Raw genomic sequence first — 19,075 nt, 5'->3', positions numbered from 1 at the left:
TTCTTTAGGGCAGAGGCTTGAAATGGAGTCCTTGAATCCTGGAATCAAGCCCGTAAGCCCAGTATATGGCACGACTGTCTTACGTCCTTATGGCAACTCATCCGCCTTCTCCTTGATATAGGTGATGAAATGCTTACTTGCCAGCGGCAAAAGATCCCAGTCTTTATAACAAATGGCAAGATGTCGATAAAGGGGCGGGTCTATGGGAACAGTTACGATATCATAGGGATTTCGGTCCGTCATGAGTTTTGCGAGGATGCTGACACCAAGACCGGCTTCGACCATGGTCATGATGGCGTAATCATCGTGGAGTCTGTAGGCGACATGGGGTTTGATTCCCTTTTTTTGAAAGGCTTCCATTGGTTCACTGTAGTTTCCTTCTTCAAGAAGGATAAAGGGGTCCGAAAGGAGGCCCTCCAAGGGAATCGCTTTTTCCTTTGCCCAGCGGTGGCGACGGGGGAGCACCGCTAGAAGTTCTCCGTCCTTAACGGGAATGGTCATTAAGTGGGGACAGGAGTCAGGGGAGACAAAGCCAAAGTCGATGATGCCCAACTCGATCCATTCGGGAATGAGCCTGTAATCGCCTTGCTGAAAGGTAAACTTCACATTGGGGTAGCGGGCTTTGAATCCTTTGATGAGAGGCGGCATCCAGCGGCAGGTGATACTTGAGATGGTCCCTACACGAATCACTCCCGTTTCAAGTCCCCTGATTTCACGGGCCTTTTCTTCCATGGCTTCGTAACTATGGAGGACCTGTTCCAAAAAGGGGTAGAGTTGCTGCCCTTCTTGGGTAAGGGTAATGCCATTTCTGGAACGGATCAGGAGCTTAAAGGACAGTTCCTCTTCAAGAGAGGCCATCATTTGACTGATGGAGGATTGGGTATAGCCCAATGCGTGGGCGGCTTTTGTAAAACTCCCTAGCCGCAGGACGGTCCGAAGGGCTTTGAAACGCTGCATTAAAGGCACCACCTTTCATTTTGCTGTCTTTATTATACATCACTATTTCTAATTTAAACATTAGATAAAGTCGTTTTACTAATTCTCGTCACCGTGATATCCTTCCTTTAGAAACGGAGGACGTTACAATGAAACAATATATTGTCGATGCCTTTACGGATACCGTCTTTAAAGGAAATCCTGCTGCTGTCTGTATCTTGGATGCGTGGATTCCAGAGGGCATCATGATGAAAATTGCCATGGAAAACCGGTTTTCCGAAACGGCTTTTGCCGTACAGGAAGGAGGCGCATACCATCTGCGCTGGTTTACGCCAGGCGGGGAAATCGACCTCTGCGGTCATGCCACCCTTGCTGCGGCCTATGTCATATTCCATTTTTATCAGAAGGACGCGGAGAAAATTTGCTTTAAGACTTTGGGCGGACCCCTCACTGTGCGCCGCGACGGGGATCTCATTTGTATGGATTTTCCTAGCTATTCCCTCATGCCTGTCCCTGTCACAGATGCCATGGCAGATGCCATCGGTGTGCGTCCAGAACGTGCCTATATGGGACGGGACCTTGTCTGTATCCTTTCAGATGAAGTCGCGGTCAGGAACGCAAAAATCAATCAACAGCAAGCCCTTGACCTAAACGGATTGCTCCTTCACATTACGGCCCGCGGGAAGGACTATGACTGTGTAAGCCGTAGTTTTGCGCCAAAACTCAGTGTGCCAGAAGATCCGGTCTGTGGGTCCGGGCACTGTCATCTCGTTCCTCTTTGGTCCGCCATTTTAGGAAAGGATGACATCAAGGCCTTTCAGGCATCGGAACGGACCGGCGTCCTTTATACCAAAATAAGGGGCAGCCGGGTGGAACTTGCCGGTAAAGCCGCTCTTTATTCCATTGGGGAACTGGTCTTTCCCTTGGAGGTAAAATAAATGAAACAAGGAAACACTTCTTTGCGCAGTGCCCTCTTTTTAGGACTTATTGCCTGCCTCATCTATGGCCTGGGGGCAGGGCTACGGGCAAGTATTGGCATTCTGCTAGAACCCATTGCGGATATGACAGGCCTTTCCTATGAAGAGGTCAGTTTTTCCATTGCCGTCATGCAGATTGTCTTTGGCGCGTCCCAGCCTTTATTTGGGCTCTTAGCGGCACGATGGTCCAATCGATTCGTCCTGACGTCAGGTGTTTTTTTCATGGTCCTTTCCGTCCTCGGTATCAAACTATGTACCAGCTATGGGATGCTCATCGTGACCCTCGGCGTCCTCATGGGGCTTGGAACGGGAGCCATTGCGTTTGGCCTTGTCCTGTCGTCTGCCATCTCTTTTGTCGGACAGGAGCGCTCTCTTTTTCTTGCGGGACTCCTTAACGCATCAGCCGGTATGGTCAATTTCTTTCTGGCCCCGCTCCTTAACTTTTCTCTCCAACACGGCGGCGTACCGTCGACCATGCCCCGACTTGCTCTTATTATGGTGCTCCTCATTCCTTGTATCCGCTATCTGACCAAAAAGGACAGTACGATAAAGGGCGGGACGGATGTTCCCCGACTGGGCCTTGGGGAAATCCAGTCGGCCTTGGGGGAACGGACGTACCAGCTCCTCCTCGCCGGGTTTTCAACGTGTGGGTTCCACATGGTCATCATTGAATCTCATCTCTTTTCCCAATTCGTCTCCTATGGGATTCCTAAGATGGAAGCAAGCTGGGCCTTTTCATTTTATGGCATTGCGACCATTGCGGGCGCCCTGCTATCTGGGTATGCCAGTTCCCGTCTGAGAAAAGGTGGGCTCCTTTCCTTCTACTATGGATTCCGTGCCCTGTGGGTGCTATTCTACCTTTTTGTCCTGCCCAAAACGATGACAACGGCCATCCTTTTTGCAACGGGTCTTGGCCTTACCGGAGATGCCACGGTATCGCCCACATCGGGCATCTTGAGCGGCCATTTTCCGCTTCATCAAGTGGCAACCCTCATGGGCTTGCTCTTTTTTGCCCATCAGATCGGTGGGTTCCTAAGTGCTTATTTGGGTGGCCTTTCCTATCAGCTTTTTGGCAATTACACGCTCATTTGGCTGATTGACATTATACTTTGCCTAGTGGCGAGTTTGGCGAGCTACCTGATTCGAGAAAAATAGGGGACGACCCAATAGTCGGGCTGATTTGATGTAGGACGTGAGCCCCTTGCTTTAGAAAAGATTATTCTGAGGCAAGAGGCTTATGACCTATCGCACAATGGACCGACCGTCTCACGTTGGGGGATAGGATAAAGGCTGTCAGGCTGCCACGCTAAGGGGGGCGTCTGCCGGTTTAATCATCAAAATTGCGAAAATGGCAGGATACAACCGCGTGAAGATGGGAGCTCCCTAATACTGTACTACTGAGAGACGCTTATTCACAGTAATCAACTCAACGCGCACGTGCGAGGCTGAATCGCCGCGACGGAATCTTGCCAGTAGCGGTTTTGAACTATCAAAAATATTCCTTGCTCCCGCTCGCAAGGAGACAACCGCCCCCTTTTTCATCTTTACTCGGAGCAAAAATTACTCCGATTTTCTGCACGAGGTGACTTCGTTGCCTTGTTCAAGATTTATGAGATGGCAATTTGGATTTTTTTCGGATGATGTAGGAAACTTCATTCACTTACAGTCCATCTCGGTCCATCTGCGTCGTCAAACACGGCAGGCTTCCCAGAAGTACGGACAATCAATGTACGACGTCGTCTGGCTGCTTTGTGTTTTTTCAGCATCTGGGCCAATCTGGAGCCATATTCGAAAAAGGTCAATGGAAAAAAGACAGGAAGGAAAAGTATGACGAACCTTTTTAAAATCGTCTTGATCAGGTGGAACGGCATTCGCCGTTTCTAAGACAAAAGACCATAAGGCGAGTCTCTGTGAAGATTACATTCATTTCTAAACTCAGTAATGAATGAGAATCTGACTTCAGCTAGTGCTCAAAACAAAAAGTCTTATTCCGAATTGGTGTCTTGATTCGGGGTAAGGCCTTCTTTTTTATTTATTCTTTAGGTTCGATGCACCAGCATCGAACCGTCACCGTCGGATCTTTCGCCTTGCCAAAGCGGGGAACCGAAACGGGGAAATTTCCAAACACATGTTACCTCTGAATTTTATCCGTTTTGATGGAGGATGAGGACGCGCAGTGACGTTACCTCACTCGCGTTAGCGAGGCATACTCGCCCGAGTCCCAAGCCCGTTTTGGAGCAAAGTGGAAGGACGCAGGGACATGGTTAAGGGCAAATGTAATTCGGCGCCCATTCCCGCAGGGACACGGTTTGGCGCCGGCGTTAGGGCTTTTCCATATCCTTAGCCAGCTTCCGGAGGCAGCCTTAGCCTTGTATTCTTTTCGCTTGACAGCTGCGGACATGGCCGCGAGACAGCCAGAGCCGAAGGCTCGAGACAGCTCGACCGCTATTTTCCCTTCCCATCAAACTCTTTCTTTAACAGCTCAATCAAATATTTCTCTGCTTTATTAAGATACGTTCCTTTTTTATAAAGGGCTTGGATGGGAAAGACGGGTGGATGGTCACTGTAGGAAAAACTTGTCCCATTTTGTTTGTCCCCGAGGATGATGACCGTGCGCTGGGGCACAATGGTGTAGCCCATCCCGCAGGCTGCAAGCTGGACGGCATCGTAGCTGCTGTCAACTTCCGTGAGAATATTGGGAATGATGCCTTCTTTTTGGAAGACGCGGTCCACAATGGTGCGGATGAAGTGTCTTTTTTTAACGGCAATAAAGGGCTTTTTAGCAATCTTATTGAAGTTAATGCGGCGCGCTCCTTTGTCCCAAAAATCTGCATCGCTGAAAAAGTCCGGTGCGGCAATGAGAGGAATCTCTTCGTCGTAGATATGTTCCTTGTGGATTCCTACAGGCAGTTCGTCATCAAAATAGGGGACGATGATAAAGGAGACCTTTCCCATTTGTAGAAGCTCCAAGAGGTCACTCGTGCCGCCTTCTTTAAAAAAGAGCTGGGAGGCCGGGTACTTTTCACGCAGGCGCCCCAGAACAGGGCGAAACATATAACCGGCCCGGCCCGATGGGATACCGACAATGATATCGCCGGAACTTCCTATCTTGAGATCAGCGATGCGATTTTTCATATCCGTTTTTTCGCGAAGAATGAGGCGTGCCGTCTTAACGTAGATCCGCCCTGCATCCGTGAGTGTTAACGGCTGATGGGAGCGGTCAAAAAGTTTGGCACCCACTTCCTTTTCAATTTGGGCCAAGGCATGGCTCAGGGATGGCTGGGAAATGAAAAGTTCTTTGGATGCTTGGGTGATGTTCCGGCAGTCCGCTACCGTGACAACGTATTGCAGTTCTCGAAAATCCATAAGCCCTCCATAGAAACAATCGAATCGATTTCTTATTTTTCATCAATTATATCATAGCAAACCAGAAAAGAGCCTTTCCTTGAAAGGAAAGGCTCCTTGACTTACCTTATGAAAGGCTTTCAATAAACGTCCCCACCGTTTCAATCAGTTTCAGTCGGCACGTATCAAGAGAATGGTTGCCCAGAAGGTCGACACGCTGGTGAATAGCCTGAGACTGCTGGTCTGTAAGAAGGTTCCAGAAGGGATCGATCATGTATTGGGGTGGGGCTGTCGTATCTTTTTCACCGCCGATGATAAGGATGTTCTGATCCTTCAAAGGGTAGGCAGCAAGAGGGAAGGCCCATTCGTCGCGGTGCGTTTCACTGTCATTGACTAACGCTTCGGGGCTTTCGATATGAAGGACTGTGGCCGCTTCTGTGAGCATGGAGGCAAGGCCTTCTTTTCCGAGAAGGGTTTCCGCCCCCTTGTGATCAAAGGGGCAGTAGGCGATGACGCCGCGCAGTTCTGGATGGCGCTTTGCAACGTTGATAACCGTGTTGCCCCCGTTGGAGTGTCCAAGGAGAAAGACACGCAATGGGTCAATGGCATAGCGGTCCGTGCCGCCTGTGGCAAGATAGGAAAGGACCGCTTCCGTATCTTCTAGACAGTGAGAAAACGAGTAGGTGCCGGCACTGCCCCAGGCTCCACGGTGATAGAGCCTGATGACGACGCAGCCCATTCGGCGCAGGCTTTGGCATAGGTCGTCGTTGTTATTGGTGCCGGGAATGCCGTGGCAGACAATAACGGCTGGATGGGGCGCATCATAAAGGCCGCTGGGAAGGTACGCTTCGCCTAACAGGCGGTCGCCTGCAACCTCAAGGATGAAGTCCTGTGAATCTGGCTGAGTGGCATCTCCGTAAGGCGGTTCCTGCAGGACATATTGGGCATTGATTTTCATTCTATGGCCTCCTGATTTGGGTTCAAGTTTTGTTTATACCAGTCTTTCCCGTGGAAAATGCGCGTAATGAGCATGGAAACGACGGTGTCGCCGCAGGAATTGAGAAGTGTGCAGCCTGGATCAAAGAGTTCCACAATCATGAGCAGGATGGGAAAAGCCGCTTCGGGAAGGCTGAAAACAGAAACAATCATGGTTTCGCCGGCCGCTCCGCCGCCTGGAACACTGCTTGTTGCAACAGAAGAGGTTACACCTACAAAAATGGCAAGAAGGAAGGCAAAGCCTTCGAGGGGAACCCCAAACATCGTCGTTGCCAGCACTTCGGCATAGACCATGGCGATGCAGGCTCCATCCATATGGCAAGTTGCGCCCATGGCAATGACAACACTTGAGATGTCACGCGGTACGCCCAGTTTATCACAGGCTTCCATCTGAAGCGGAATCGTTGCTGCTGACGAACGTGTCCCAAGGGCCGTCAGGGCCGGAGCGAGAATGACCTTAAAGAAATTCCGTACGCCCCAGGGACCTGCGGCTAGGAAAGCATAAAAACCAAGGAAAAGGAAAAAATAAAGGAAAACGACGGAATAAAAGACGAGCATGGCATTGCCATAGGTTTTTAGGAGCTCAATACCATAGGTTCCGGTGAGGTCCGCAAAGTAGGCACCAAGGCCAAGGGGCGCAAGCTTCATGAGATAGGCCACCATTTTATAGCAGACCTTGGTCATGGCGTTCATCCAGTCGATAATCGGCTTTGCTTCGTCGCCAAGACGGGAGACGCAGATGCCAAAGAATATGGTCATGATGATGAGGGGCAGGACGTGGTAGCGGGAAATGAGAAGCGGCAGGTCGCCGACCGTGAGGGTCCCGACAATCTGGTCACTGACGCTGATGGGCTTTGCTGCCGCTGCATTTTTGGTCACGGCCGTAAAATTTGTCGGAACCCCTGTAAAATGGGTCACGACAAGGATCAAGATGGCAGAAAGGATGGCCGTCGTTACAAAAATAAGGAGCGTTAGTCCAATCATCTTGCCGACCTTGCCCGTATCCTTCGTATTAGCAATGGAGCCCGCAATGGAAAAGAAAATAAGGGGAACAATCAGGCAGAAGAGGAGATTGAGGAAAATCTGTCCAATCGGTTTGAGAAAAGAGACCTTGTCCCCAAAAACAAGGCCCAATATAGCCCCAATCACGCATCCTGTAATTAGAATGATCGGATCCCGGTAACTGCTGAGGGGTGCTGTTTTTGTTTTTGTGCTCATCATAACACGCTCCTTAAAAATAAGTAAGTCTATTATATTCCTACAGCTATAATAGGAAAAGACATAACGCTATTTTATACAATAAATGAAGAAAATAAATAAAAACATGAAAATTATTAATATTAATGAAAAGATTTCTGATAATCATGCAGTCATTCTCGGCTCAGTGTAACTCATTTTACTTTCATTGCTTTTTGGCGATGGATGTGCTATGATGAAGTTCATATAAACCCTGGGGATGTACTGGTTTCGACGGGGGTAGATGTTGTGTGATAAGCGAGCTGGGATTCCATCAACCCCATAAAACGGTGGAAACGCGTTATAAACGCAGAAGATTCTTACGCTTTAGCAGCTTAATTGCTAACGTTCCTTTTCTTCATTCCTGCTGAAGGAAAGTGAACGACACTTGCAGGATACCACAGGGCCAATTCTCGGAGGTCGCGTGGGAAATCCATCGAGATAGGGACTGATTAGCCCGCCAATAGGCGATGATGCCCCGAAATAAAGTATGTTGGATGCGCTCGGAGAAAGTTGCATGGCAATGCTTTCGGACAGGGGTTCGACTCCCCTCATCTCCACCAATTGAAAATAAGCCCTGCTTTGGGCTCAGGCGGCACCGCATGGATGAATCAATCCATGCGGTGTTTTTGTGCGCCCGGCATAGGGGCACTCTTAAGGATGCAAGTCCTTAGACTGTTCGAGTAAGTCATAGCCGAACACCAAAAGCGACACCGTGAGGTGGAATCTGAAGGAAGGTGCAGGCAAATCTCTGACCTGACGAACAGAAACCGCATAAGGCCAATTCGGGATGGATAAGGGAGTAAAACAGACTGAAGTCCCATAATGACTCGGAATCCCCAAGGGTAGATGCGGCAGGTGGGTGGAGAGAAAGAGTGTGTTCTTACGCGGGGAGGCCTCACGGATAGGGCCGGAGCCATGAAAATGGCAGCTGTGGCCCAAACAAGATTTATCGTGAGGAAGTCAGCAGAGGCCATCGTACTGGACGGGTTATAGACCGTCCAGGAAGGGCCGAATCTTAGGAAATATCAGTTAGTGAAGGGAGTCAAAAGAGGTCATTAAAAGCAGAAAACTTCATAGAGAAGGTTGCCCGCGAAAAGCAGCTGCCAAGCGGCAAGGATATGCGGGAACGCCTATCCCTGTGAGGAGTGCCGAACACAACGACATCATTGCAAACTTGTGAGCGGACACTTTGTTGGGGCAAGTCCTGAGGCGAGACAACCTGAATGCCGCGTATCACAGGGTAAAGGCCAACAAAGGATCAGGCGGTGTCGACAAGATGAGTGTAGATGAACTTCTACCGTACCTTGGAGAGCACCGACTGGAACTCTTACAGCAGATACGGGATGGGAAGTATAAATTCAAACCCGTCCGACGGGTAGAAATACCCAAAGAAGAAAAAGGAAAATTCCGTAAATTGGGAATCCCGACGGTTGTGGACCGGTGATACAGCAGGCGATTACGCAAGAGCTGACGCTGGTATATGAACCGCAGTTCTCAGACAGCAGTTTCGGCTTCCGGCCGGGACGCAAAGCGCATGACGCCCTGAAACAGTGTAAGGCCTATGCAGATGCAGGATATGTCTATGTGGTGGACATGGATTTGGAGAAATTCTTCGGCAATGTCTACCAGAGTAAATTGGTAGAAGTCCTGTCAAGAAGCATCAAGGACGGAGCTGTCATCTCACTGATACACAAATACCTGAATGCAGGAATCATGAACCACGGGATATTTGAGAGAAGCGAAACAGGCGCTGTACAGGGAGGCCCCTTAAGCCCACTATTAAGCAACGTGATGCTTAATGAACTGGACGAGGAACTGGAACGGCGAGAACATAAATTTGTCCGTTACGCCGACGAATGCATGATACTGTGCAAAAGCAGGAGAAGTGCAGAGAGGACCTTGGAAAGCATAACACGATACATAGAAAGGAAACGGTTCCTCAAAGTGAATCGGGAAAAGACGCCGGCTCCATACATTAGCCGGGTAAAATACCTGGGATATGGATTCTACAGGAGGAAAGGGAAACTTCGTTTTCGTGTGCATGCAAAATCCGCAGCAAAGATGAAGGAGAAGGTGAGGGCCATTTTAGACCGCAACAAACTAACTCCGAATGCGGTAAGGCCCATCAGGCTGAAACAGTTCATCCACGGATGGGTCAATGATTTCAAGCTGATAGACATGAAACAGCTGCTCATGGAAGTGGATACATGGATACGGCGGAAAATCCGGGCAATCTACTGGAAACAGTGGAAGAAGGTGCGAACAAGGTACTGCATGATGCGCCAATACGCAATTCCAGAATGGAAAGTGCATGAACTGGCAAGTTGCCGAAAAGGACTATGGAGAGTGGCGCTTATGCTGAGCTCATTCCTTACGAACGAAGAAATAGCCCGCCCTGGTTATATAACCATGACGAGCTATTACAAATAAGTTTGTGAAAACGAGGAAACCGCCGCGCTTCGAACGGTACGCACGGTGGTGTGAGAGGTCGGGATCTCTATTTAGAAATCCCTCCTACTCGTATTTCTGGGGATTGTTATTTCACATTCCCTTTTTGGCGCAGTCTGAACGAATCAATACAATAACCTCAAAACTAAGCATTAAAAAAGCTCCATCTTTTAGGATCAAAGGTGTAGTGTGTACATCCTTACAGTTGGTCAGCCAGAGCTCGAGCTTGTTCAGGTCCGGCAGTTTGCTGTAGTTCGCCAGGTTTATCCATAGAGGAAATAAGGATTTCGCCTATGTTTTCCCATCCGAGATAGTCAATGGCCTTATGGTATGGCATGATGATACCTTCCATGTCGCTTGTGCTCTGAGACCGGCAAGTGCAGAGCAGGCCAGCTTTTTTACCGGCAATGGCTTCTTTTTTGCCAACACAGAAGCTATAGAGTTTATCAATCAGGCATTTAACTTTGCCAGGTATGGAAAACCAATAGGTCGGTGTCGCGAGGATGACAGCATCTGCTTCTTCAATATAAGGTGCTACCGTATTGAAATCATCGTCAAAGGTGCAGGCTTTACCCGTCTTGAAGCAGGTATCGCATCCATGACAAGGACCGATATTTAGATAGGCAGCATCGAAGCGTTTGACAGAGTGACCTTTTTTTTGAGCCTCTTCAATGAATGCTTCAGCAAGAGCGGTACTATTGCCATCTTTACGAAAACTGGATGTGATAACTACAATTTTTTTACCCATACTCTTTTCTTCCTCTCTTTTTATGGATATTTTCTTTATATTTTTTTCATGATATCATGAATATATACTGCATTCAATTATAAAATTGTATGTAAAACAATTACGCGTATATAATGTAAATGGATTTACTTTACTCACTATTTACGTTAAAAAACAGACAGAAAGGGGACCGATACCTATGTCCATTAATTCGTTTGATAACTATTATATGTCCTGGAAGCCTCAACTGAACCGCACCAATCAACCATTGTATATTTCGTTAGCCAGACAACTTGAAAATGATATTGCTACTGGTGTTTTGCTGCCAGGAACTAAACTGCCGCCACAACGTGAATTAGCTGATTTTTTAGATATTAATGTCAGTACAGTAGTACGAGCTTTTAAACTCTGCTCCAATAAAGGCCTGCTTACTAGTACTGTTGGAAGTGGCACGTATGTAGCGTACGATGTGGTGACTAATATTTTCGATACACCTGCAAAAAAAAAGCCTTATCTGATAGATATGGGTTCTCTTACACCGGAAACAATTCCTCAGGATGAAGTCGTGACGCTCTTGGAGAAAATGATACAAGAAGATGATTTTGGACGACTGTTGCAATATAATCACTCTGCTATGTTGTTTCATAAAGAGGCGGCCGTGAAATTACTTGATCGGGCAGGATGCCATACTGATGCTGATCATGTCCTTTTCGCCAGCGGCGGCCAAAATGCAACGTATGCTGTACTAGCGGGGCTTTTCAGGCCTGGTGATCGTATTGGTACAGCACCTACTGTGTATCCAGGGCTAAAAAGTGCTGCCAAGCTTATTGGCATTCATCTCGTTCCTATTCGGCAGGAAAATAATGAATTTACGGCTGAAGCAATTCAGTACGCCTACCACAATGAAGGTATCACCGGTCTGTATGTCATGCCGGATTATCAGAATCCAACGACCCATAGTATGCCACTATCCTGCCGAAAAATGATTGCACGCCTGGCCAGAGATCTGGATCTTCTGGTAATAGAAGATGGCATTAACTGTCTGCTTTCTCCACACATTCATCAGTCTATTGCCAATATGGCTCCGGAACAAACCATCTTTCTTGCCAGTTTATCCAAAACGCTGATTCCAGCTTTACGTTTAGCCTATATTAAGGCTCCTAAAAAATATTTTAAGAATTTGCGCAACGCCTTATATGCGATTCAATTATCTCCATCTGCGTTATTAATGGAATTGGCATCGCGCATGATCGTTTCAGAAAAATTTGAAGGCTTGCTTGAACGACGGCGCCAGGGGTTGAAAATTCGCAACGGGATTGTTGATGAAATTTTAAAAGGCTATGATGTGCGTGGCACGGAAGAATGTCTCCATCGCTGGTTGATTTTATCAGAAGATATGTCCGGAGAGCAATTTGAGCACCTTGCTTTGGAACATGGCGTCTATGTCTATGGCTCACAACGATTTGCTGTCGGTAAAGATATGCCTGTCCATGCGGCTAGACTGGGTATTTGTGTACCTTCTACGTATGATGAGTTACGAGAAGGCCTGAAAATTCTGCGTCAACTATTATGATGAAAAAGCAAAAATCAATTGAAATATATTTATTAAATCGTACTGCACACAATTTTAATATTGAATGAATATTGACTCTCTAGTATACTTGAATAAATCAAATAAACAGGTTCCCAATCGGGAAACAAACGAAGTAGAAGGAGGATTGATGAATATGAAGTACTACGTTGTTGATGCGTTTACTGAAGAATTATTCAAAGGTAATCCGGCAGGGGTTTGCCTGGTAGATGAATTCCCTACAGATGAAACCATGACGAATATCGCTGCAGAAAATAGACTTTCTGAAACGGCTTTTGTAAAGCATAAAGTAGATGGCATTTATCGTGTCCGCTTTTTCACACCTACATCAGAAGTAGATTTGTGTGGCCATGCTACATTGGGTACAGGGTTTGTCCTCGCAAATTTTGTGGAACCGGGTAAGAAAGAATTCCATCTGCGTGCCAATCAAGATGATATTGTCATTACCGTTCGCGAAGGCGGATTGTATGAAATTGAATTCCCATCCTGGCATCCCCAAAAAGTTGCAGTGACCAAAGAAATGGAAGATGCCCTTGGCTTCAAACCGGAAGCTGCTTGGCAGACACGCGATCTCATCATTTTAGCGAAAGATACAGATACGGTCCAAAATTTCCAGCCCGATTATCAGGCTATTGCCCATATGACCGATAAGCTAGGTGTCCTCATCACGGCTCAAGCTAGTGACAGTGAATTTGTCAGCCGCACTTTCTTCCCCAATATCGGTATTCCGGAAGATCCGGTTTGTGGTTCTGCTAACTGCTCGTTGATTCCGCTCTGGTCTCAGCGTCTCGGTAAAAAAGAGATAATCAATCATCAGCTGTCGCCTCGCACCGGTACGATTTACTGCCGTGACGGAGGTAATGTAGTTAAGATTAGCGGCCATGTAACGCTCTATAGCACGGCCGAATTAAATATCCATTAATCAAGTATTTTGTACGATATCTAACATATCCAGAGGAGGCTATCTATTATGAAATGCATCTATACAAATAAAGGCGCTGATCCGCAGGCACCATATTCTCAGGCAATGGTAACGGGGAATCTCGTATTTACAGCAGGCCAGATCGGACTGCTTCCTGGTGGTACGCAACCTGCCGGTGATACTGTAACGGAACAGGCAGAACAAGCTTGCAAAAATATCCAAAATATTCTTGAGGCGGCTGGCACAAGCTGCAAAAATGTCGTGAAAACCACTGTTTTTCTCAAAGACATTGCATACTTTGATGAATTCAATACAGTATATAATAAGTATTTCCCTCATCATCCGGCTCGCACCTGCGTGGCTGTCGTAGCGTTGCCGCTTGGCTATCTCTGTGAAATTGAAGCCATTGCTGAAATCAAATAAGATTCTTTTAAATACCCGTATAAAAAGGAAGAACCTGTCATGAAAGCTATCGTAATGAAAGAATTCGGCGGACCGGAAGTACTGAAATATGTTGATGTACCTGACCCGGTACCGGAAGCTAACGAAGTCCTGATTAAGCTTGCATTTTGCGGCGTCAATCCAAATGAAACCTATGTCCGTACAGGCACATATAATTTCTATAAACCGGAACTGCCTTATACGCCCGGCTATGACGGCGCTGGAGTAATAGAAAAAGTAGGTGCAGGTGTCACGCATGTGAAAGTCGGCGACCGCGTTTTCGTTGCAGCTCTGTTGGCAAAACGCAATACTGGTACCTATGCGCAGAAAGTCGTTTGCGATGCTGATTCGGTCCACAAGCTGCCGGATTTCATTTCCTTTGAAGAAGGCGCATCCTTTGGTATTCCGGCAATGGCTGCATACCGCGCTTTGTTCCATCGTGCTCACATCAAGGCCGGCGAAATTGTAATGATCCATGGGGCTGAAGGCGGTGTAGGATCGTTAGCTGTTCAGATGGCAAAAGCTGTAGGTGCCATCGTCATTGGTACAGGCACGACTCCTGAAGGCTTGGACATCGTCCGTTCCTTTGGAGCTGATTATGCAATCTATCACCTCAAAGCAGACAATCAGGATGAATTGATGGAATTAACCAAGGGGAAAGGCCCGGACGTCATTATTGAATTCCTGGCAAATGTCAATCTGCAGACCGATTTGAAGGTGATTGCAAAATATGGCCGTATCGTAGTCGTAGGCAATCGTGGCACGATTGAAATCAATCCGCGCCTGGCCATGGCCAATGAATCTACTATCCTAGGCATGGCTCTGTGGAATGCTCCGGCCAATGAATATCGGGAAAGCCTGTTTGCATTGCGTGCTTTTATGCAAAGCGGCGCTGTTCGTGCAAAAGTTGGAAAACAGCTTCTCTTGAAGGATGCTGCTCAAGCACATAACGAAATCATTAATGGTTTGGCAAAGGGAAAAATGATCCTCAAAATCGAATAACGACCATAGTCCATTGTAATTCCTGATTTGGTAAAGTAACTATCTTTTTACTAAAAATCCATTTTAAAACGATTCTTCACGTATTTTTGGGGGATGCCAAATCATACGCAGGTAAAGACAAGTACCGAATCAAGGTAAAAAAGTATCTGTCGTTCTTGTACCCATATGCATTCCGTTTGGCAACCTTAATCATGTTGTACCCTTCCAATCGGCTTGTGTTAATAGGGCATTTGGCGTGATTTGCCAGACCATCGATTCGCTTTTCCTTTAGCTTGGCGAACCGGACCAAGGCCGGTATCACGCTCGCCTTGGCCGCCTTAAACCATCGTTTCCACCTCTCGACAGCCTTCTGGTAGTCTGTTATCGCATATAGCTTATTCATTTCTCCCTTCATGGCGTAGCAGATTCCCACGGCTGTTTACGTAGTTTTACGAGCAATACAAATCAGAAGAGCTAAATTATGACTCAATCAAAAAGAGGGGGAATGCGCCCAGGTGCTGGGCGTCCTAAAGGTTCTGTTAGCCCAGAAGGAACAAGAAAACAGCATCAGGTCAGGGCTTTTGATGATGAATGGGATCTCATCTACAGATTTGCCAAGCTTATAAAATCCGGGAAAATTAAAGCTTGCAAGGTCGCAGTAGAAAAGCTTGGAAAAAGCAGCATTGACTAAAATTGCGCACTAAGTGCGCACCAAAATCATTTTAGTCATAAATAGTTAGAAACGTAGCCACTTTGTTAAGAGACTCCCCTCATCTCCACCAATTGAAAATAAGCCCTGCTTTGGGCTCAGGCGGCACCGCATGGAACATAGAATCCATGCGGTGCTTTTTGGGTGTACCGCCCGGCTCCGACAGATAAAGGGCCTTTAAAAAGATACGGCTCACTACCGCCTTTTTCTTAAAAGTGCTATGATAGACCTAAGAGATGATCTTGAAAGGAGCCTTGATTATGGAGATCAAACGAATCGGCATTGCCGGCGCTGGTACGATGGGCTATTCCATGGCGGATATCTTTGCTTCCTATGGTTTTGATGTGACCCTTTGGAACCATAGAAAGCCTACGCTTGAGCGTGCAAAGACCCTCATCAGTGAAACGAGCCGCGACAAGATCCACTATACGACCAATCTGGAGGACATCGCCCATCTCGATATTGTCATTGAAAACGTGACGGAAGACATGGCCATTAAAGAGGGGTTCTATGAATCTTTCTGCAAGATGGCCGATGCGGACATGATCCTTGCGACAAATACATCAGGTCTTTCCATCAATGCCCTGGCCCAATTTGTGACGCACAGGGAACGCTTTTTAGGGATGCACTGGTTCAATCCGCCGACGCTTATTCTCCTTATTGAAATCATTAAAAATGACGAAACCTGCCAAGACGTGGCTGAGGCCGTTCGGGACCTTGCCCGCACCATTGGAAAGAAACCGGTCATTGTCAATAAGGATGTCCTGGGTTTTGCTGCAAACCGCATCCAGCTGGCTGTCGTGCGGGAAGCCCTGTCTTTGGTGAAAAAAGGTGTTGTTTCTGCTGAAGATATTGACGCTGTTATGAAATATGGACTTGCTTTCCGCTGGGCCTGCATTGGACCGCTCGAAACCATGGATTTTGGCGGGATCGACACGTTCTACCATGTCTCGAGTTACCTCATGAAGGACCTTGATGACAGCCATGAGATCCCCACTCTTTTAAAGGAACATTATGAAAAGGGTGAACTGGGTGTGAAGACCAAGAAAGGCTTCTACGACTACTCGAATGGGAAAGATAAGGAAGCAACCGAAAGACGGAACGAAAAACTCTTGAAAGTCTTCAACGTCCTTTATAAAACTTTATAAAAAAGCATAGTCCTATCAAAAAGCCCCTCCAAAGCGCAGGTCATGCGTTTTAGAGGGGCTTTTGTCTATGATGAAGCTGATTTCCTAGGAATTAGGAGCGGGATTTTACATGGAGAGGGACTGTCTCTTCTCTTTCTTCCATTTCCTCGTCCTTTCCGACGCAGTAGGAGGCGTAGAGGGACCCGGATACGTTATGCCACACGGAGAAGATGGCGCCGGCAATGCCGCCAGCTGCCGTAAAGTACATGAGGGCAAGGGCTGAGGCGAGACCGGAATTCTGCATGCCTACTTCGATGGTCATGGCACGCACTTTTTGCGGCGTCATGCCAAAGCGGCGTGCTGCAAGGTGGCCCAAGGCCATGCCGCCAAGGTTATGCAAAATGACGGCAACGAGGATCACAAGGCCGTGGTCCAAAATGGTCCTTCCTGAAAGGGAGACGACGCAAAGAACCGTCACCATAATGACAAAGGAAGAGAACATGGGCATGAAGCGGGAAAAACGGGATACAGTGCGGGGAAAGAAATAGTTGCTCGCAAGGCCCAAAATGAGGGGGAGGAGCACCATCTTGACGATGGAAAGCATCATGGAAGAAAGGCTGATTTCAATCCACGTCCCAGCAATCAGGTAGATGAGAAGGGGCGTGATGAAAGGGGCCAGTATAGTGTTTACCATGGTCATGGATACAGAAAGGGCTACATCGGCATGAGCGATGAAGGAGATGACGTTCGACGCAGTCCCACCAGGGCAGCAGCCCACAAGGACGACACCAATGGCAATTTCAGGAGGCAGGGCCAAGAGCGTAACAAGGACATAGGCCAAAAGGGGCATGATGGTAAACTGCAGGATGGCCCCGACGGCAACAGAGCGTGGATCCCGAAAGACATTTCGAAAGTCTTCGGCCTTAAGGCTCATGCCCATGCCAAACATGATGATTCCCAAAAGGGTGGGGATAAAGCGGGCGTAGGGTTTCATGGCCGCTGGGAAGAGAATCCCTAAAAAACCTGCAATCATGACGCCGACGGCCATGTAGCGTGTGGACCAACGGATGAGCTTATCGAGCATCAGTCTGCCACCTCCCGTTCTTTTTCCGTCCCGCGGCTTTTTAGCGGCTGATTTCCTTCGCCGAGCATGACGACCTTGGGCGTAAAGGAGCGGGCTTCTTTTTCGTCCATTTGGGTATAGGCGATGATGATGACAATGTCTCCTATCTGGGCGTAACGGGCGGCTGCACCATTAAGGCAAACAACACCGCTGCCGCGTTTTCCCGCAATGGTATAGGTTTCAATGCGGGCGCCGTTATTATTGTTGCAGATCTGGACGCGTTCGCCGGGAAGGATGCCTGCGGCGTCAAGCAGGTCGGCATCGATGGTGATGCTTCCCATGTAGTTCAGGTTTGCTTCTGTAATGGTGGCGCGATGGAGCTTTCCGTGCATCATGGTGTAGATCATGCTTCCACCCCCAAAATGACGTTATCAATGAGGCGCGTTGTGCCAAAGCGGACGGCAACCGCAAGGAGGACGGGCGTATGGAGCGTTTCTTCCACTTCAAAGAGGCCGGGCATGCCATACATTTCAACGTAGTCGATGTCGCTCATGGGTTCTTCCTTGATTTCTTTCATCACAAGGTCAACGAGGGCTTTCTTGCTCCGCTCGCCTTTTCCGTAGGCTTCTTTTGCATGACGGAGGCTGCGGGAAAGGACAAGGGCGGCTTTATGTTCTTCTGGGCTCAAGTAGACGTTGCGGGAACTTTTGGCAAGGCCGTCTTTTTCGCGGACAATGGGCATGAGGCGCAAGGTGACGTTCATGAAGAGATCTTCAACCATGCGCTGCAGGACCTGGGTCTGCTGAGCGTCTTTGAGGCCGTAGTAGGCGCGGTCACATTGGGTGAGGTTAAAGAACTTGGCACAGACCGTAGCGACGCCGCGAAAATGAATAGGTCGTGTCCTTCCGCAAAGGACCTTCGTAATAGGACCCGTGACCTCAACCCAGGTCATATCCTCGTGGGGATACATTTCGCCCGGGGCTGGCGCAAAGACGAGGTCGGCGCCTTCGCGTTCCGCCATCTTGCAGTCACTTTCCAAAGTCCTGGGATATGCAGCGTAGTCTTCCGTCGGTCCAAACTGTGTAGGATTGACAAAGACGGTGACGATGACGAAATCGTTTTCTGCCCGGGCTGCCTTGATGAGGGAAGCGTGTCCTTCATGAAGAGCGCCCATGGTGGTCACAAGACCAATGGATTTTCTTTCTTTCTTGACGCGGCTGACCTCATTTCTAAGTTCCTTTGTTGTGTGACAGACGTACATAGATGAATCACATTCCTTTCTGATTGGTGGAGTGTGGGGACAGGTTTCAAAAGGAAATGAAATGATAAGCAAGATCCTGGCGGACAATGCGAAAAATAGGAAGCAGCATACAAAAAAGCCGTGTTCCCAAAGAAACACGGCAAAAAAATTCCACAACAAAATGGAAAAACAGGTTTCTTTGGGAAGCAGCTTTTCGGAAGGATCATTTCATCATTCCAATTTTCTGCCTTAAGGGAAGAATTTCTCCCCTTTGAGCCCTTCGGGAAACAAGGCCGCCCTGCGGCTTTGCGACTCGCGGCACACACCTTCTGA

19 protein-coding genes and 1 other RNA gene are annotated in these 19,075 nt (G+C 47.9%); 11 read left to right on the top strand and 9 right to left on the bottom strand.

What is annotated here, in order from left to right; translation table 11 throughout:
• Window positions 1-87 precede the first annotated feature (87 nt).
• Complete coding sequence (locus tag H503_RS0106575) at window positions 88-957, bottom strand: LysR family transcriptional regulator (RefSeq protein WP_014128528.1); 870 nt, start codon at window positions 955-957, stop codon at window positions 88-90.
• Between the two features lie 128 nt (window positions 958-1,085).
• Here H503_RS0106575 and H503_RS0106570 point away from each other — a divergent pair, with 128 nt between their 5' ends.
• Together H503_RS0106570 and H503_RS0106565 are read left to right on the top strand one after the other, a co-directional pair.
• Window positions 1,086-1,874, top strand: a complete 789-nt coding sequence (locus H503_RS0106570) for a PhzF family phenazine biosynthesis protein (RefSeq protein ID WP_009015438.1) — start codon at window positions 1,086-1,088, stop codon at window positions 1,872-1,874.
• Entirely contained in the window at window positions 1,875-3,068 is a 1,194-nt protein-coding gene (locus H503_RS0106565; protein ID WP_009015437.1) for an MFS transporter, read from the top strand.
• A 1,290-nt stretch (window positions 3,069-4,358) separates the two neighbouring features.
• On the opposite strand, the gene H503_RS0106560 is transcribed toward H503_RS0106565, so the two are convergent.
• From H503_RS0106560 to H503_RS0106550, 3 genes are all read right to left on the bottom strand, one after another.
• Window positions 4,359-5,279 carry a LysR family transcriptional regulator gene (locus H503_RS0106560; RefSeq protein WP_009015436.1) on the bottom strand — a complete coding sequence of 307 codons (921 nt, stop codon included), beginning with the start codon at window positions 5,277-5,279 and terminating at the stop codon, window positions 4,359-4,361.
• 106 nt (window positions 5,280-5,385) lie between these two features.
• On the bottom strand, window positions 5,386-6,216 hold the full coding sequence (locus H503_RS0106555; protein WP_009015435.1) for an alpha/beta hydrolase family protein: 831 nt from the start codon (window positions 6,214-6,216) through the stop codon (window positions 5,386-5,388).
• Complete coding sequence (locus tag H503_RS0106550) at window positions 6,213-7,475, bottom strand: dicarboxylate/amino acid:cation symporter (RefSeq protein ID WP_009015434.1); 1,263 nt, start codon at window positions 7,473-7,475, stop codon at window positions 6,213-6,215. Before H503_RS0106550 ends, H503_RS0106555 begins: the two co-directional genes overlap by 4 nt.
• A 231-nt stretch (window positions 7,476-7,706) precedes the next feature.
• On the opposite strand from H503_RS0106550, the gene ssrA reads away from it, so the two are divergent.
• The 3 genes from ssrA to H503_RS11905 all read left to right on the top strand — a co-directional run bounded on the left by ssrA (window position 7,707) and on the right by H503_RS11905 (window position 9,923).
• Window positions 7,707-8,053, top strand: a transfer-messenger RNA (tmRNA) gene (gene ssrA / locus H503_RS12230).
• A gap of 716 nt (window positions 8,054-8,769) precedes the next feature.
• Window positions 8,770-8,937, top strand: a complete 168-nt coding sequence (locus H503_RS12565; protein ID WP_014128527.1) for an RNA-directed DNA polymerase — start codon at window positions 8,770-8,772, stop codon at window positions 8,935-8,937.
• The gene (locus tag H503_RS11905; RefSeq protein ID WP_009015433.1) at window positions 8,934-9,923 is read left to right on the top strand and encodes a reverse transcriptase domain-containing protein; all 990 of its coding nucleotides are present in this window, start codon (window positions 8,934-8,936) and stop codon (window positions 9,921-9,923) included. The genes H503_RS12565 and H503_RS11905 overlap by 4 nt, the downstream gene beginning before the upstream one ends.
• Window positions 9,924-10,140: 217 nt before the next feature.
• Here H503_RS11905 and H503_RS0106540 read toward each other — a convergent pair whose 3' ends face one another.
• Window positions 10,141-10,689 (bottom strand): flavodoxin family protein, encoded by a 549-nt coding sequence (locus H503_RS0106540; RefSeq protein ID WP_009015432.1) that lies wholly within the window; start codon window positions 10,687-10,689, stop codon window positions 10,141-10,143.
• A gap of 178 nt (window positions 10,690-10,867) precedes the next feature.
• On the opposite strand from H503_RS0106540, the gene H503_RS0106535 reads away from it, so the two are divergent.
• From H503_RS0106535 to H503_RS0106520, 4 genes are all read left to right on the top strand, one after another.
• A complete protein-coding gene (locus H503_RS0106535; RefSeq protein WP_016459508.1) occupies window positions 10,868-12,241 on the top strand; it encodes an aminotransferase-like domain-containing protein in 1,374 nt (457 codons plus the stop codon).
• A gap of 154 nt (window positions 12,242-12,395) precedes the next feature.
• On the top strand, window positions 12,396-13,181 hold the full coding sequence (locus H503_RS0106530; RefSeq protein ID WP_009015430.1) for a PhzF family phenazine biosynthesis protein: 786 nt from the start codon (window positions 12,396-12,398) through the stop codon (window positions 13,179-13,181).
• Between the two features lie 48 nt (window positions 13,182-13,229).
• Complete coding sequence (locus H503_RS0106525) at window positions 13,230-13,604, top strand: RidA family protein (RefSeq protein WP_009015429.1); 375 nt, start codon at window positions 13,230-13,232, stop codon at window positions 13,602-13,604.
• A 39-nt stretch (window positions 13,605-13,643) separates the two neighbouring features.
• Window positions 13,644-14,624: an NADPH:quinone reductase gene (locus H503_RS0106520; protein WP_009015428.1), complete on the top strand. Its 981-nt coding sequence runs from the start codon at window positions 13,644-13,646 to the stop codon at window positions 14,622-14,624.
• Window positions 14,625-14,700: 76 nt separating this feature from the next.
• On the opposite strand, the gene H503_RS12960 is transcribed toward H503_RS0106520, so the two are convergent.
• Complete coding sequence (locus H503_RS12960) at window positions 14,701-15,018, bottom strand: transposase (protein ID WP_026385585.1); 318 nt, start codon at window positions 15,016-15,018, stop codon at window positions 14,701-14,703.
• Window positions 15,019-15,084: 66 nt separating this feature from the next.
• On the opposite strand from H503_RS12960, the gene H503_RS0106510 reads away from it, so the two are divergent.
• Together H503_RS0106510 and H503_RS0106505 are read left to right on the top strand one after the other, a co-directional pair.
• Window positions 15,085-15,294, top strand: a complete 210-nt coding sequence (locus H503_RS0106510; protein ID WP_026385584.1) for a hypothetical protein — start codon at window positions 15,085-15,087, stop codon at window positions 15,292-15,294.
• A gap of 278 nt (window positions 15,295-15,572) precedes the next feature.
• Window positions 15,573-16,460, top strand: a complete 888-nt coding sequence (locus H503_RS0106505) for a 3-hydroxyacyl-CoA dehydrogenase family protein (protein ID WP_016459511.1) — start codon at window positions 15,573-15,575, stop codon at window positions 16,458-16,460.
• A gap of 91 nt (window positions 16,461-16,551) precedes the next feature.
• On the opposite strand, the gene H503_RS0106500 is transcribed toward H503_RS0106505, so the two are convergent.
• Genes H503_RS0106500 through panC form a run of 3 tightly spaced genes read right to left on the bottom strand, consistent with a single transcriptional unit; the run spans window position 16,552 to window position 18,763 of the window.
• Complete coding sequence (locus tag H503_RS0106500; RefSeq protein WP_014128521.1) at window positions 16,552-17,523, bottom strand: bile acid:sodium symporter family protein; 972 nt, start codon at window positions 17,521-17,523, stop codon at window positions 16,552-16,554.
• Window positions 17,523-17,909 (bottom strand): aspartate 1-decarboxylase, encoded by a 387-nt coding sequence (gene panD, locus H503_RS0106495; protein WP_009014640.1) that lies wholly within the window; start codon window positions 17,907-17,909, stop codon window positions 17,523-17,525. Before panD ends, H503_RS0106500 begins: the two co-directional genes overlap by 1 nt.
• Window positions 17,906-18,763: a pantoate--beta-alanine ligase gene (panC, locus tag H503_RS0106490; protein WP_009014641.1), complete on the bottom strand. Its 858-nt coding sequence runs from the start codon at window positions 18,761-18,763 to the stop codon at window positions 17,906-17,908. The genes panD and panC overlap by 4 nt, the downstream gene beginning before the upstream one ends.
• Window positions 18,764-19,075: the final 312 nt, after the last annotated feature.

It is taken from the genome of Acidaminococcus intestini DSM 21505 (assembly GCF_000425045.1).
GTDB lineage: Bacteria > Bacillota > Negativicutes > Acidaminococcales > Acidaminococcaceae > Acidaminococcus > Acidaminococcus intestini.
This window is presented reverse-complemented; position numbering and strand designations above follow the sequence as displayed.